This is a genomic window from Pedobacter glucosidilyticus (assembly GCF_002483235.1).
GTDB classification, from domain to species: Bacteria; Bacteroidota; Bacteroidia; order Sphingobacteriales; family Sphingobacteriaceae; genus Pseudopedobacter; species Pseudopedobacter glucosidilyticum_B.
In genome coordinates, this window is the sequence record NZ_DLHN01000031.1 from 1 (window position 1) to 13970 (window position 13970).

10 protein-coding genes are annotated in these 13970 nt (G+C 35.1%); 7 read left to right on the forward strand and 3 right to left on the reverse strand.

Annotated features, from left to right (window positions below):
- Positions 1-230: 230 nt before the first annotated feature.
- From B2745_RS13840 to B2745_RS13855, 4 genes are all read left to right on the forward strand, one after another.
- Positions 231-1250, forward strand: a complete 1020-nt coding sequence (locus B2745_RS13840; RefSeq protein ID WP_304067790.1) for an SIR2 family protein — start codon at positions 231-233, stop codon at positions 1248-1250.
- 17 nt (positions 1251-1267) lie between these two features.
- On the forward strand, positions 1268-3034 hold the full coding sequence (locus B2745_RS13845) for an ATP-binding protein (RefSeq protein ID WP_304067793.1): 1767 nt from the start codon (positions 1268-1270) through the stop codon (positions 3032-3034).
- A gap of 24 nt (positions 3035-3058) precedes the next feature.
- Complete coding sequence (locus B2745_RS13850) at positions 3059-3307, forward strand: hypothetical protein (RefSeq protein ID WP_304067796.1); 249 nt, start codon at positions 3059-3061, stop codon at positions 3305-3307.
- A 230-nt stretch (positions 3308-3537) separates the two neighbouring features.
- A complete protein-coding gene (locus B2745_RS13855) occupies positions 3538-4542 on the forward strand; it encodes a hypothetical protein (protein WP_304067799.1) in 1005 nt (334 codons plus the stop codon).
- 200 nt (positions 4543-4742) lie between these two features.
- Here B2745_RS13855 and B2745_RS13860 read toward each other — a convergent pair whose 3' ends face one another.
- Positions 4743-5330 (reverse strand): ORF6N domain-containing protein, encoded by a 588-nt coding sequence (locus B2745_RS13860; protein WP_304067802.1) that lies wholly within the window; start codon positions 5328-5330, stop codon positions 4743-4745.
- A 175-nt stretch (positions 5331-5505) separates the two neighbouring features.
- Positions 5506-5742: a helix-turn-helix domain-containing protein gene (locus tag B2745_RS13865; RefSeq protein WP_304067805.1), complete on the reverse strand. Its 237-nt coding sequence runs from the start codon at positions 5740-5742 to the stop codon at positions 5506-5508.
- A gap of 655 nt (positions 5743-6397) precedes the next feature.
- On the opposite strand from B2745_RS13865, the gene B2745_RS13870 reads away from it, so the two are divergent.
- The 3 genes from B2745_RS13870 to B2745_RS13880 are packed head-to-tail and all read left to right on the forward strand — an operon-like array spanning position 6398 to position 12353.
- Positions 6398-7714: a redoxin domain-containing protein gene (locus B2745_RS13870; RefSeq protein ID WP_304067807.1), complete on the forward strand. Its 1317-nt coding sequence runs from the start codon at positions 6398-6400 to the stop codon at positions 7712-7714.
- Positions 7715-7718: 4 nt separating this feature from the next.
- The gene (locus B2745_RS13875; RefSeq protein WP_304067810.1) at positions 7719-10937 is read left to right on the forward strand and encodes a SusC/RagA family TonB-linked outer membrane protein; all 3219 of its coding nucleotides are present in this window, start codon (positions 7719-7721) and stop codon (positions 10935-10937) included.
- Positions 10938-10952: 15 nt separating this feature from the next.
- Positions 10953-12353 carry a RagB/SusD family nutrient uptake outer membrane protein gene (locus B2745_RS13880; protein WP_304067812.1) on the forward strand — a complete coding sequence of 467 codons (1401 nt, stop codon included), beginning with the start codon at positions 10953-10955 and terminating at the stop codon, positions 12351-12353.
- An 887-nt stretch (positions 12354-13240) separates the two neighbouring features.
- Here B2745_RS13880 and B2745_RS13885 read toward each other — a convergent pair.
- Positions 13241-13576: a hypothetical protein gene (locus B2745_RS13885; protein WP_304067815.1), complete on the reverse strand. Its 336-nt coding sequence runs from the start codon at positions 13574-13576 to the stop codon at positions 13241-13243.
- Positions 13577-13970 lie beyond the last annotated feature (394 nt).

Sequence of the window (13970 nt, forward strand, 5' to 3'; positions counted from 1 at the left end):
CTTATGAGTTTAATGAATTTCCCTCAAGAACCAGCCATATTATACAACCATAAACGTATTTGTGTAACTGGGAAGCTTACCGAATATAAAGGAAAATTGCAGTTGGTTATTAATGGGGCGGGGCAGGTTAATTAAACATAGTATGAGGTTAATATGCGCTATAGGATAGCGGAATTCACTAGCTAGGGGCAAGTATATTACAAAATCAACATCTATCATATTTTAACAACATGGAAAATTTAAAAGAAATTCTCGCAACACCGAAACAAATAGGTCTTTTACTAGGTGCGGGTGTATCCAAAGCTTGTGGTTTACCAAATATTTATGATTTAACTATAAAAGCAAAAGAATTAATAAAAAATGAACACTTTTTAGATTTATTAGGAGATATTGATACAGTTGAAGATATATTAAATAAAACACAACAATTAAGAGTATTACTAAAATCAGGCAACGAAATCAATAGTTTAAAAGAAAGTGATATATCTGATATTGAGAAAAATATAAAGCAAGTTATTTTTAACGAATTATCCATTGAAATTAATACTGAAAACTTTTACAAATTAGTTGTTTGGTTAAATTTTATTAATAGAGATTACGAAAAAGAAATCTTTACACTTAACTATGATTTATTAGTTGAAGAAGCTTTAGAAAAGGCCACTTTACCTTATTTCAGCGGTTTTGTTGGTAACGTAAAACCTTTTTTTATTACAGATTCAGTTGAAGATTTTCAAGGGATTTATGTTAAGCAAAGTTTTGTTAAACTATGGAAATTACATGGTTCATTAAACTTCGCAAAAGATAAAGATGATAAAATTTATATAGATAACAATATAGGCGAATCTTCTGAAAATCTTTTGATTTATCCTTCTATGGATAAATATCTATCTTCTAGAAAAGCTCCATATATCTCCTATTTAGATAGATTTCGTAAATATCTTATTGATAGAGAAAAGATTGTTTTTGTTCTAGGTTACTCATTTTGTGATGATCATATCAATGAAGTTATTGTTAATGGGCTGAGTAATAATTACAGATTATCTGTAATTGCGTTCGCATATGATGAGACTACTTTTAATAAAGGAAAAGAATTATTAGGATCTCATCCTAACTTTTCTATTTATACAGATAAGAAAAAATATACTAACAGAAAGGAAAGTGAATTCGATAACGAAACAAACATTGGAGATTTTAATAATTTCATTTCAATTATAGATGAAATTTCATTTTCAAAAACTAATCAAGAATAAAATTTAGCCCTTTAATTATGAATCGGAATAATATTGATAGCGGCAAAATTGGTCAGGTAATAGAAGTAAATACTGAACGGGTTATAGTTGAAGTTAGTAATGAACTTGATAATTATAATATAATTCATAATGGAACATTACATAGAGTTGGACAAGTTGGTAGTTTTGTGAAAATTATAAATGGTCTTTGCTGTGTTTATTGCGTTGTCGAATCTTTTTCAACGTATATGCAAACTGGTGATATTGCTATAAATAAAAAGGTAATTAATATCTCTTTACTTGGGTATAAAAACATTAATGGAGAATTTGAAAGTGGTACTAAAATTACACCAAGCATTGCAGATTCGGTTTTTTTAATCGATGAAGATGATATTAATATCATTTTCAAATCAGATGTGAAATTCCCAGTTGAAGTTGGTAAAAATTATTTTTCTAAGAGTCTTCCTGTTTATTTGAATCTTAATGAATTTGTACTAAAGCACTCGCTTGTAGTTGGAAGTACAGGAAGTGGTAAATCAAATACAGTTGCTTATCTACTAAATAATATAACCACAAAATATAAAAGTTCTAGGATTATAATTATTGATATTCATGGTGAATACATGAAATATCTCGGTGAAAATGCTTACGAATTTTCTATATATGACCCAACAAAGAAATTAGTATTACCTTATTGGATGCTTGATTTCGATACCCTTTGTAGATTATTTGGATTAGGTAATAGTTTAACTTCTTCATCCATAATTGATGTATTTAGAGATAGAATTCTTCAAATGAAGAAGGAATTTATTAATGGGAATGATGAGCTTAAGAACAAAATAAAACTTGCAGATATAAATATTAACTCTCCAATTCCTTTTAATATTAAAACTATCTGGTTCGAGTTTTATAAAAGAGGTTATGGTACTTTTAATAATACCTCAAGAGAATTCGGAGATTTTGCCTATATGAAAGCTGATAATCAGGATGATTTAATTGGAAACGCTGAAGAATTGATTAAGCCTGAGTTTAAACCATACACCTCCTTAAATAGTGCTCCTTTTAAATCTAATGAGTCTAATTATAAAAATATTGCAGATAACATTGAAAATTTATTACGTAATGAAGACTTTAAGTTTGTTTTTGGTGATGATGAATATATAAAAGGAGATAAAGGCATAGCAGAATTAATAGAATCTTGGATAGAAAATGACAAACAAATAAGTGTTTTAAATCTAAGCGGAATACCATATAACATACTAGACGTGGTTATAGGGGTACTTTCAAATCTATTATTTGATACAGTATATTATACTTTAAAAATTAATACCCAAAAATTTGAAGGTAGACCATTATTAATTTGTTATGAAGAAGCACATCGTTATTTAAACTCTGGCACTCAAAACAGTTTTTCTCAAAATGCTGTGGAGAGAATAATGAAAGAAGGTAGAAAATTTGGATTAGGTGCAATGATAATATCACAAAGACCTGTTGAAATACCTAATACTGTATTATCTCAGGTTAGTACTTTTATAGCTTTACGTTTAACTAACAGTGACGACCAATCTAGAGTAATAAGCTTTGCCCCAAATAATTTTTCGATGTTTTTAAAATCTTTGCCGTCTTTAGGTAATGGTGATGCATTTGTAATTGGAGAGTCTATGAAGATACCGATGAAAGTTAAAATACCTTTATTAGAAACTGTTAAGAATATAAACTTTGCTGAAAAAATTGGATCATGGAATCAAGATAAACCTGATAATTTAAGTTACAATGATACAGTTATAAGTTGGATGCAAAAATAAACATAAATTAAAAATTAAATAATTATGGAATTAGAATGGCAAGAAATTGGGTACGACTCAAAAGATATTGAAAGAATTGCCCATGATGGAGTGAATATGTATGTGGAATTTTTAACAGGCAGAGGTTATAAATATCCTAACTTACCTTATGAAATATTTCAAAGAATTTTGAATAAGGAAGTCATAAGTAAAAGTGAAGGAAAACCATCGTATGGTGCTACGTTACACAAATTAGTAATTAAAGGAGGATATAAAGGTGAGCAATATAAATAAATACGAAAATAAATCCCAGCCACTAACATCGGTTTGTGCTTGATTAACAGTGAAGTGCTTCGAAATCGCCACCTTCTGGTAGCTGCAAACCGTTTAATAAAAATATAGAGGTAAATAAACAGAAGAAATGATATATTAAATTTAAGTCAGTACATTCACTTTTGTCAAGGGCGTTAAGAGTTAAACTAGTTTTTAAATTTCATTTGTATCAGAAAATTTGACTTAATGCTATGCATAATCAGCTTAAAATCTTTAAATATTTTAAAAGTTCATTAGAAGATGCTTTTTTTGAAATTGTCGAAATTCTAGACAATCCTAATCACCTGCAATATGAAAACTTAATAAGCGATGTTGCTAGTATTGACCTAAATACACTTGAGGATTTTGTAACCCAAAATAATATACATAGATTTTTAGATGAAACTGAAAACCAACATCTTGAGAAATGCAAGTGGTTTTTAATATCTAAAATTCAACATGGTATCTCTGAAGAACGCCTTAAATCCTTAGTTGAAAATCAACTACCTTTTAATTCTATAAACTGTGATGAAATAGAAATTGAGGATAATTGTCTAATTTCAGTTAAGTATTTCGATTTATTCAGCAATAGTTTTAAATATAAAGACTATGTGTATAATATAACACCAATTACACCAGGTTCAAATTCAAGTTATTGGATTTCGCAAACCATTTCAAACCTTGTTTTACAAAAAGGATTAAATTTTAGGATTCGTTTAGATCCATTTATCGAGATTCACCACACAGAATTTTCTCCGATGTTTTATAAAATGACAATCTATGGAAAGTCATTAGATTGGGAGCGATTAAAAACATTGCGTGATGAAGAATTTGGTCAATGGCTAAACGAAGATTCATCAAAAAATAATATTACTGATTATGTGTGGCGACCAGAAAATGATGAAATACATTTTACTTGTGAAGAATTACCAAACTTTGAAGAAGTAAATTTTCGTGGTAGCAGATATTTTCATGCTATTTTTGACAAGCACACTGGAGAAATAACACATTGTGACGGAGCACTCAGAGTCTATACAACAGAGGAGTTATTAAATCGACAACAATTTCACGTAAGGAAAGCAGAAGTTAGAAAAGTTGGAAAAAGAATTAAGGTTTTTCAGTTAGATGAAAATATCAGCCAAGAAATTTTTTCTTTGCTAATTACAAATTTTATGGTTTGGAATTATGATGTACTTGGATATTTTAATCCAAAATAATTACTTAAAACAGTCTAAACTATTTTTTAGAATAAACATTCGTATTACCTTTACTTTCATATGGTTTAATCTCAATAACTTCAGTCATATTCTTTATTGCATTAGAAATTGAATAATCCCAGCCAAACTCTTTAAAGAATAGTCTTATTTGATTTATTTCTTAAAATCCGTCAGGAAAAGAATAGAAACAGGAAATAAACTTAACCATTTTCTTCTTCCCATTCCTTATATCCAATTCTTTTCCGCTTTTGTTGAGGCTCCTCTTTTTTGTCAGCCAGTTCATCTAGGTACTGAAACACGACTTCCATATTCTTATCGTGGTTTACATGTAATTTAGTATGTTTTTCCAATAAGCTTTTAATCTCTGCAATTTCTAAACGTATTTCAGTGTTCTCCGTTAAAAACTGTCTTAATTTGGTAAATACTCTTATAATTTGAATATTAACAAAAATTGCTCTTTCACTATTTAGTATGCTAGAGAGCATAGCAACGCCTTGTTCTGTAAATGCAAGCGGGGTTATAGGACTAAATTTTATTCTATCAGGAAGCTTATCACAATTTGTGATAACCTCTTGCCATTCGGCTTTGGTGAGCTGAAACATGAAGTCCTCTGGGAATCTGTTTATCTTTCTTTTTACAGCTTGCTTTAATACTCTAGTTTCTACCTCATAAAGTTCAGCTAAATTAAAATCTAGCATTACTTTTTTCTCACGAATCACATAAATCTGATTCATGACAATTTCGTCTGGAAGACTAATTTCTTGTTTTTTTGTATTTGTTTTACTCATAGGTAATGGTAGTTAATTTAAAAACGGGTAGATAAATAAATGTAATTCTAGCAAAGCTTACTTACACGCTGCTTTAAAGTTTCCTTGTTTCCAAGTAATTGAAAGAATGTTACTTTTCAATTTCCAGATTAAAAAGTCTTTCAAAGAAATTTTATGAATATTTAGCAGCTTAATTTTATAGTTGTTCAAAATCCAAAATTTCACCCATTTTAACTCCTAATTTATCTGCGATTAATTTAATAGCTGATATTGAAGGATTAGTTTCTGCTCTTTCAATTCTTCCAATTTGACGTGTGTCAAATCCTGTTAATTCTTGAAGTTTTTCTTGAGTGATAGATTTAGACTCTCTTATTTCAGCTATTTTTTTTCCAACTTTTATAAGATAGTCTTGATTTTTATATTGTTTTCCCACAAAGGACAAAATCCATATATAAATAAAAAAATATTAGGACTTATTTGTCCTATTGTTTCTATTTTATTATATTTGGAACTATAAATAGGTATAAATAAGAGTTTTGCAGCTCCAAATCTCAGGCCGTTGATGCAAAAAGCAGATTTATACCCACTTCTTATTCTGATAATGCTAATTTAGCACTTCATAATAAGAGTGGGTTTCTGCTATAAATCGTTTTCAACATAAGGCCTGAGAAACTGAATGGAGTAAACGGAGGCAGAGGCCCACTTTTATCTAAGTCCGTAGTGCAAGACTCGTTAACATCACAATATGAAAACGAGTAACATTTACCCATCACAAAAGCAAACGGCACTTAAAGTTATGGGCTCTGCTGCATCCCTTAAAAATCTGTTCAAAAACATCATTAAAAGTCCGGTATAGGGTTTAGGACATCAACCGGTCTGGCCCATTGCATCCCATGAAATAAGTTAAAAAGCTGTTAATAGCCGGCCGGTTTTTTCAAAGCGTCTAGGAAAAGATTGTTTTGTTAGGTTGAGGAAATTGGAGGGGCCTATCCTTCGACTCCGCTCAGGATGACACTTCGACTCCGTTCAGGATGACAATTCGATTAGACGCTCCATGTGACAAATTCTTAAACCCAAACACAAAAAAAATGAACGATAAACATCGTATAGGATACCTATGGCCTTTTTTTAGGAGGTACAATACCATCAAACTACTTGTATTCCTGTTAGTTGTGGTAGTATTCAGCAAAAAAGCCAAAGCGCAACAGGCTTTAGAAATAGGAAGCGTTTTGCCACAGCAGGAGCTTGTATTGCTATCAAACTCGGCTATCAGCCTTAAATTTCCAGACCTAACAAAGCCCAGCCTTTTAATCTTTTGGAATGCAAGCTGTAAAACTACCCAAAAGCAAATGCAGCGTTTAGATAGCTTGGTTAAGCCTTTTAGTGAGCAGCTTCATATCATAACACTTACAGCGGAAGAAGGCGAGGCGGCAAAACAATGGCTTCAAAAAAGCCAACTCCAATTGAGCCTTCCGGTGGTGGCAGCACAAGCCCAGTTAAAGCAATACTTTCCGCATCAATTGCACCCACATGTGGTATGGTTCAATGCACAAGGGCAATTTGTAGCCACCAGTGCCATAGACGAGCTTACAACGGCTCACCTGCAAACATTTATCACGGGTAAAATGCCAGCTATCATTCAAAAGCAAGACCGTATAGATTTTAAAATTGGCAAAAGCACTTTATTAAAAGAGCCCAGTAAAACCTATAGCATTGTAACTCCTTATATCCCGGGTGTAGAACCAGCTTTTAAAGTATGGAAAGATAGCAGCACCATCTATACACAGGTGATCAATTTCAGCAGCTATACTTTATACCTAATGGCTATAAATAAATTCCTGGGTTATCCGGCTAACCAAATCATTTGGGAGGTAGCAGATAAGAGCCATTATCAATTCCCAAAAGAAAAAGCTTTAGAAGAACGCTGGAAAAGAGCTTATAGTTATTGTTATGAATCGGCCATGCCTTTACACCAACCTGCTAGTGCCCGGCTTGATAAAATGCGACAAGATTTAAACACGGCACTTCATCTAAATGTAAGGTTAGAAAGTCGGCATACTCAAGTTTGGCGCTTGTACCCCTTAGGCCTCATTAAAGCTGCTGCTGGAGGCAAAGCTTATAACAATTTTGAAGAAGATACGCCTTTAAAGCAAATGCGCAATGTGCGTTTAGAAGCCTTGCTTTACGAACTAAACCAGCGAGAAGAAAACTTACCCTTTATAGATGAAACTGCTTTTAGTGGCAAACTTGATCTGGACCTTTACCTGCCTAAAGGTTTTACCGATAGCCAGGCATTAAAACAAGCCTTAGAAAAATACCATATCGGAATGGAACTGGTAGAAAGAGAAGTTCCCTTTCTGGTATTTACAGAACCTTCCTATTCCACCAAACACCTTAACCCATAAAACCATGAAACATACCTTAACGCTCTTATGCTTACTTTTTTTTAGTCGCTATACCGCTATGGCACAAGGCACAGAAATCAGCGGGAACATCAAAAATAAAAATGGAGAACCCATTCCGGGAGCTGTTATTACTTTACAGCCCTCATCCATGACAACCCAAGCCGATGCCAATGGTAATTTCCGCATTCAAACAACACAAACAGAAGTGAGCATCAGCATTACGATGCTAGCCTTCCAAAAGCAAGAATTTAAGCTCAAAGCACCTTTCCCTAAAAGTTTAAATGTTACCCTACTGGAAGACCCTCGGCAATTACAGGAAGTCGTTATATCATCCGGTTATCAGCAGCTCAGTAAAGAAAGAGCCACCGGAGCATTTGAGCAGTTTAATACTGAGCTTTTAGAAAGAAATGTAAGCAGCGGTATTTTGGAGAGATTAGACGGCCTAAATGCTACTACCTTATTTGATAAACGTTCCTTTAACATCAACGCTCCACAAGGTGATGCCAATATCTTAATCAGAGGAGTAAATACCATCAATGCCAATCGTAACCCATTGATTATTCTGGATAATTTTCCTTTTGAAGGAGAATTAAATAGTATCAACCCCAATGATATTGCTTCGGTAAGTATTCTTAAGGATGCTGCTGCGGCATCTATCTGGGGGGCAAGAGCAGGTAATGGCGTGATTGTCATCACCACTAAAAAAGGAAAGTTAAACCAGGCTATGCAGCTTAGTTTCAATAGTAATGTAAATATAACGGATAAGCCAAGGCTCTTTGATGACCCTATCATGAGCAGTAGTGATTATATAGATCATGAGATAGATTTATTTTCCAGAGGCTACTTTACCAGTTTAGAAAATAATGTACGCAGGCCAGCCTTAAGCCCGGTGGTAGAATTGTTAATTGCCAGAAGAGAAGGACGTATTACAGAAGCAGCATTCAATAGTGAAGTGAACAGCTTAAGGCAAATAGATGTTAGAAATGATTATTTAGACGCTGTTTACCGCAGAGAAGTAAATCAACAATACGCCCTAAATCTTAAGGGTGGAAGTGCCAAGCATAGCTACTTTATTTCAGCAGGCTATGACAAAGGCTTGCAAGCTTTAAGAAGCAACAGCAGCCAACGCAGTACTTTGAGGATGAATAATACTTATAAACCCTTAAAAGGTTTAGATTTACAAAGCAACCTGCAATACAGCTTTAACCAGCAAGAAGGACAAAGCCGTTCGGCAGCTATGGGCTATGGCCGTTTACAAATTGGTAATCGGCAGCTTTACCCTTATGCCCGCTTGATGAATGAGGATGGTAGCCCCGCTATAATAGAGAAAGATTTTCGTAGCAGAAGTATTGCCGCTATAGGTAATAGCCAACTACTCGACTGGAATTATCGCCCTTTGCAAGAGCTTTATCTTCCTGGAGAAACACAAAATAACCAAACGCTCATCGCTGATTTTTCTGCTCGCTATCAGGCGCTAAGTTGGCTATCGGCAGAGCTTAAATATCAATACCAACAAGGAGTTACCGATAGAGAAGACCTAAATACAGCAACATCTTATTTCAGTAGAAACCTCATTAACCGTTATAGTCAACCTTCAGGCTCTCAGCTTAACAGACCTATTCCTCTAGGAGGTATTTTAGATGAATTTAGGTCTAACCAGCAGGCCCATTCCGGAAGGGTACAATTAGGTTTAGATAAAGCATGGGAAAATCATGAAATCAATGCTATTGCAGGAGCAGAAATCAGACAAGCTGCCAATAGCTTTAGCACCAATAGAGCTTATGGTTTTGATGAAAATGTATTAACCGCTATTCCGGTAGATTATATTACCTTATTTCCGGGCTTTCAGAACTTATCGCCATCGGCAAGAATACCCTATGTTGGGGCATTTGGAGAAACATTAAATAGGTATGTTTCTTATTATGCGAATGCAGCCTACACCTATAAACAACGTTATACCATTTCCGGGAGTGTACGTAAAGATGCTTCTAATATCTTTGGTGTAAGTACCAATGAGAAAGGAGTGCCTTTATGGTCGGCAGGTGCATTATGGAACATAACCAAAGAAGATTTTTACAGCTTAGATTGGCTACCACAGCTGAAGCTTAGAGGTTCTTATGGCTTTGCCGGAAATATAGACAATAGTTTATCTGCATTAACCACGCTCACTTATTTTAGCGGTGCAAACCCTATCACCAATTTACCTTATGCCAATATTTCAAGTCCGCCAAACGGCCAACTTAGATGGGAGAAGGTAAGAACGTTTAATACAGGGTTAGATTTTGCTACGAAGAACAACCGTATCAGTGGAAGCTTTGATATATACAGCAAAAGAACCACAGACCTTTTAGGGATAGAACCTGCAAACCCTTTCACAGGTTTTACTACCTTAACCCTTAACGGAGCATCTAGTAAAGGTAATGGCTGGGAATTACAGCTCAATAGTCTCAATACAACAGGGAAACTAGCATGGACAAGTAATCTATCTATAGCACATAGCCGTTCAGAAATTACCCGTTATCAAGCAGATGTTTTTGTGTCTGGTTTGGTGGGTAATGGCATCTCGCTTAATCCGGTAGAGAACTATCCGGTATTTCCGCTTTTTAGTTATAAATGGAGAGGTTTAGATGGACAAAATGGCGATCCTGTAGGGGAGCTTGGCGGTGCAGAAAGTAAAGACTATTCGGCCATAGTTAACAATACCCCATTAGAAGAATTGGTTTTACATGGTTCGGCTATACCCTTGTATAATGGAGCATTTCGTAATACTTTAACTTATGGTGCTTTTAGCCTATCTATGAATATCACTTTTAGGCTGGATTATTATTTCAGAAGTAGAAGCATCAGCTATACCGAGCTTTATGCTAATGGAAAAGGCCATGCTGATTACGCCAAACGCTGGCAGCAAGCAGGTGATGAAGCATTTACACAAGTACCCTCAAAAATTTATCCTGCTATTGCCAACCGCGATGTTTTTTATAACAATTCTGAAATCACGGTAAATAAAGGCGATCATATCCGTTTACAAGACATTCGTTTTGGTTGGCAGCTTGTACCCAAACCAACGCAAAAACTACCTTTTAGAAGGTTAGAACTTTTTACCTATGCCAATAATTTAGGCATCATATGGCGAGCAAGCGATAGTCCGATAGATCCAGATTATGGTTTTGATAGTATAGCACCCTCAGCTATTTATGCATTGGGTTTAAGAGCAGAATTTTAAATGATAAAGCTAAACATGATGAAAACAATTAGACATATAACAAGCAAACAACAGGGTATTTTCAATAGGAAAGTATTCATGAAGCTAAATTTCATGATGCTGATGATAGGTATGAGCTTAAGCGGCTGTCAGGATTTTTTAGAGGCTAAACCAGATAAAAGCTTGGCAGTACCCACCAGTTTAAGAGATATGAATGCCATATTGGATAATAATACCACCAACTTTTTCTCTTTTATAGCAGAAGTAGCGGCAGATAATTTTTACCATACAGAGGCTTTATGGAATGCTGTTCCAACAGAAAGAGACCGTAATATTTACATTTGGGAAAACACAGCAGCAGACGGCGATGGCGGTACTTTAGCAGGAAGATATAGAACTATTTTTAATGCAAATACTGTCATAGAAACCCTTCCCTCTATAAATATTCAGGCTTCAGAAAGGGAAGAATATAGAAGAATAGAAGGCTTCGCTTATTTTACCAGAGCTTATGTGCTTTTAGAAATGGCGCAGCTTTATACAGAGCCTTATCAAGAAAGTAATGCTGCCACAGCTAAAGGCTTACCTTTAAAATTAAGTGCTGATATTAACGAGCCAAGCCCCAGAGCAAGTTTAGAAGAAACTTACAGGCGTATAGAAGCCGACTTGAAAAGGGCAGCACAACTATTACCAGCACAAAGTAGCTCTCCAACTAGAGCCAATAAAGCAGCAGCCTATGCTACGCTGGCAAGAATGTACCTTTACCAAAGAAAATATCCGGAAGCAGGTTTGTATGCCGATTCTTCTTTACAGCTAAACAATCAGCTTTTAGATTATAAAACCATTATTAATAGTGCAACACCTTTCCCTATTTTCAATCGTGAAAAGTTATTCTATGTCTATGCAAATTCAAGTAATGTTACAGTAGCCAGAGCCAAAGTAGATACCTTACTTTATGCCAGTTATGCCAATGCCGACCGTAGGAAGCTTCTTTTCTTTAGAAGAAATGCGGATAATAGTTATGCTTTTCAAGGTAGTTATGCCCAAAGCACCATCACTTTTGCTATGGGGCCTACAACCGCAGAAATGTATCTTATCAGGGCAGAAAGTAGAGCAAGAGCAGGGGCTACAGATGCAGCTTTAGAAGACCTCAATACTTTAATGCGAAACCGTTGGGACAATACATTTATACCTTTTAGTGCAGCAAATGCCAACGAAGCATTAAGGCTGATATTAGCTGAAAGAAGAAAAGAGCTGGTATTTAGGGGAATTAGATGGGCAGACTTAAGACGTTTAAATTTTGAGCCAGAATTTGCTCAGGTATTACAAAGGAAATTAGGAAACCGAACTTATACTTTATTGCCGAATGATAAGCGTTATGTTTTTCCAATACCAGAAAGTATCATACAATTATCAGGAATTGAACAAAATGATAGATAGCCTTTAATGATATGAAAATAGCAATCCGATATTTAGGAGCAGGCATTGATAAATCACAGCCTATACCCAAGAACATCATCAATCCCGAAGTGCCGGGAAAATAAAAAACAGTAGCACTAACAGAAAAACATAGCAATAACAAGCCTATAACGCAAGTGGTTCTATGTTCGGAGTTGTGATAGCTTTCATATACTGCTGGCAATAGAAATAAGCGCTGATGTTTTTTTATGTGGGGAAGATAATTGCGACAAAGGCACCTGATTGGGATTGATGAGGAGTTTGGTTCCTTTGCTCCCACAAAGGAACTAGGCCATGGCTGGCTATGAAGCCGGAAAGCCTAAAGCGGAAATGCTTTGATTATTTTTTAGATAGATAGATAGATAGTATGAGTATAAAGTTTCCTCAGGTTATTAAATAAAATTAGGTATTGAGTTTATGATGTTTTAAAATGGAATTTTTAAAGTTTAAATACATCCGGGAGGGGAAATGATATATAAGTATTTTCGATACGTCAAGCCCAAGCATAAACAACCGTTTACGTTAAATTCCGCCTTGGCGGTTGCGGTTTGCAGTAAGAAGCATAAGCAGAATCTTTAAAAGCAAGCGGCGTAGCGGAGAGTTTTTGGTTACTTTTTGCGGAAAAAAGTAACTAGGCTTGACCTGCCATAAGGTCGGAAAGGCTAGAGCGCAAATGCTTTTGTTTCTTTGCTTTGCGGGATAACTCAATGATAGCGGAAGTTTATTGAAGATTAATCTCACAAATAATTACTAAAATTAATCAGTAAAATCGCATGTGAGTCTTCTCATTCATTCAAGTTGACGCAGAATCTGTTAAGTTTAGTAACATCCGGGAGGGGATAGGTTTCTCCCGGATGAAATGGCAATCCTTATTCTACACTACGCAATCTTACATCTTGTTGTTGTGTAGAAGGGTCTTGCAAAGCAGTATTGATTTGACTCTGCAAAGCGGAGGTAATATCTGGTTGTCCTGGAGCACCTTCCAATGCTCTTATGGCACAAACCTGTTCAGAACCTTCACAGCCTGGAGGCGTTTCCATGCCACTGCTGTAGTTGGAAGGGTCTGTTACAGAACCGCTACCATCATACTGGAACCAAAGTTCCTGAGCAGCTATACTACTGCTATTAGCTTTAAAAGCAGAAAATAAAACAGCACCTGAGATTGCTGCTACAGCAATCATAGGAATGATGAATTTTTTCTTCATCGTAGATTTGGCTTTACTACATCTCGAAGCCATAGAGTTTTACATGATGATGCCTACTCTGTTACAGGGTTTTCGGCATTTCCCCTTCATAAGGCCTTATGAAGAGGTAAAGAAAAGTGAGTAGAGGAACATTTTATGTTCCTTTACTTTTTTTTGATTTTTTTGTCCCTGTGTTAAAGCGAATGCAATGAAGCTCTGCTTCGTGTCCTCGCAGTGACAAACTATGCGAATGCAATGAAGCTATCTCAACATATAGGTTACCCTTTGTCATCGTAAGTTTGTAGAGGAAAATTTGGATAAGCGTAAACAGAATATAATTTTGTTCATTTAATCAAGATCCAGCAGAGAGAAGGAATAAGACTTCAATTTGTCATTAGTCATCAAAGACACTTCG

Bases quoted from the DNA above. Each gene is read 5' to 3' on its own strand.
- B2745_RS13840 (WP_304067790.1), top strand. From the start codon at position 231: ATGGAAAATTTAAAAGAAATTCTCGCAACACCGAAACAAATAGGTCTT.
- B2745_RS13845 (WP_304067793.1), top strand. From the start codon at position 1,268: ATGAATCGGAATAATATTGATAGCGGCAAAATTGGTCAGGTAATAGAA.
- B2745_RS13850 (WP_304067796.1), top strand. From the start codon at position 3,059: ATGGAATTAGAATGGCAAGAAATTGGGTACGACTCAAAAGATATTGAA.
- B2745_RS13855 (WP_304067799.1), top strand. From the start codon at position 3,538: ATGCATAATCAGCTTAAAATCTTTAAATATTTTAAAAGTTCATTAGAA.
- B2745_RS13860 (WP_304067802.1), bottom strand. From the start codon at position 5,330: ATGAGTAAAACAAATACAAAAAAACAAGAAATTAGTCTTCCAGACGAA.
- B2745_RS13870 (WP_304067807.1), top strand. From the start codon at position 6,398: ATGAACGATAAACATCGTATAGGATACCTATGGCCTTTTTTTAGGAGG.
- B2745_RS13875 (WP_304067810.1), top strand. From the start codon at position 7,719: ATGAAACATACCTTAACGCTCTTATGCTTACTTTTTTTTAGTCGCTAT.
- B2745_RS13880 (WP_304067812.1), top strand. From the start codon at position 10,953: ATGATGAAAACAATTAGACATATAACAAGCAAACAACAGGGTATTTTC.
- B2745_RS13885 (WP_304067815.1), bottom strand. From the start codon at position 13,576: ATGAAGAAAAAATTCATCATTCCTATGATTGCTGTAGCAGCAATCTCA.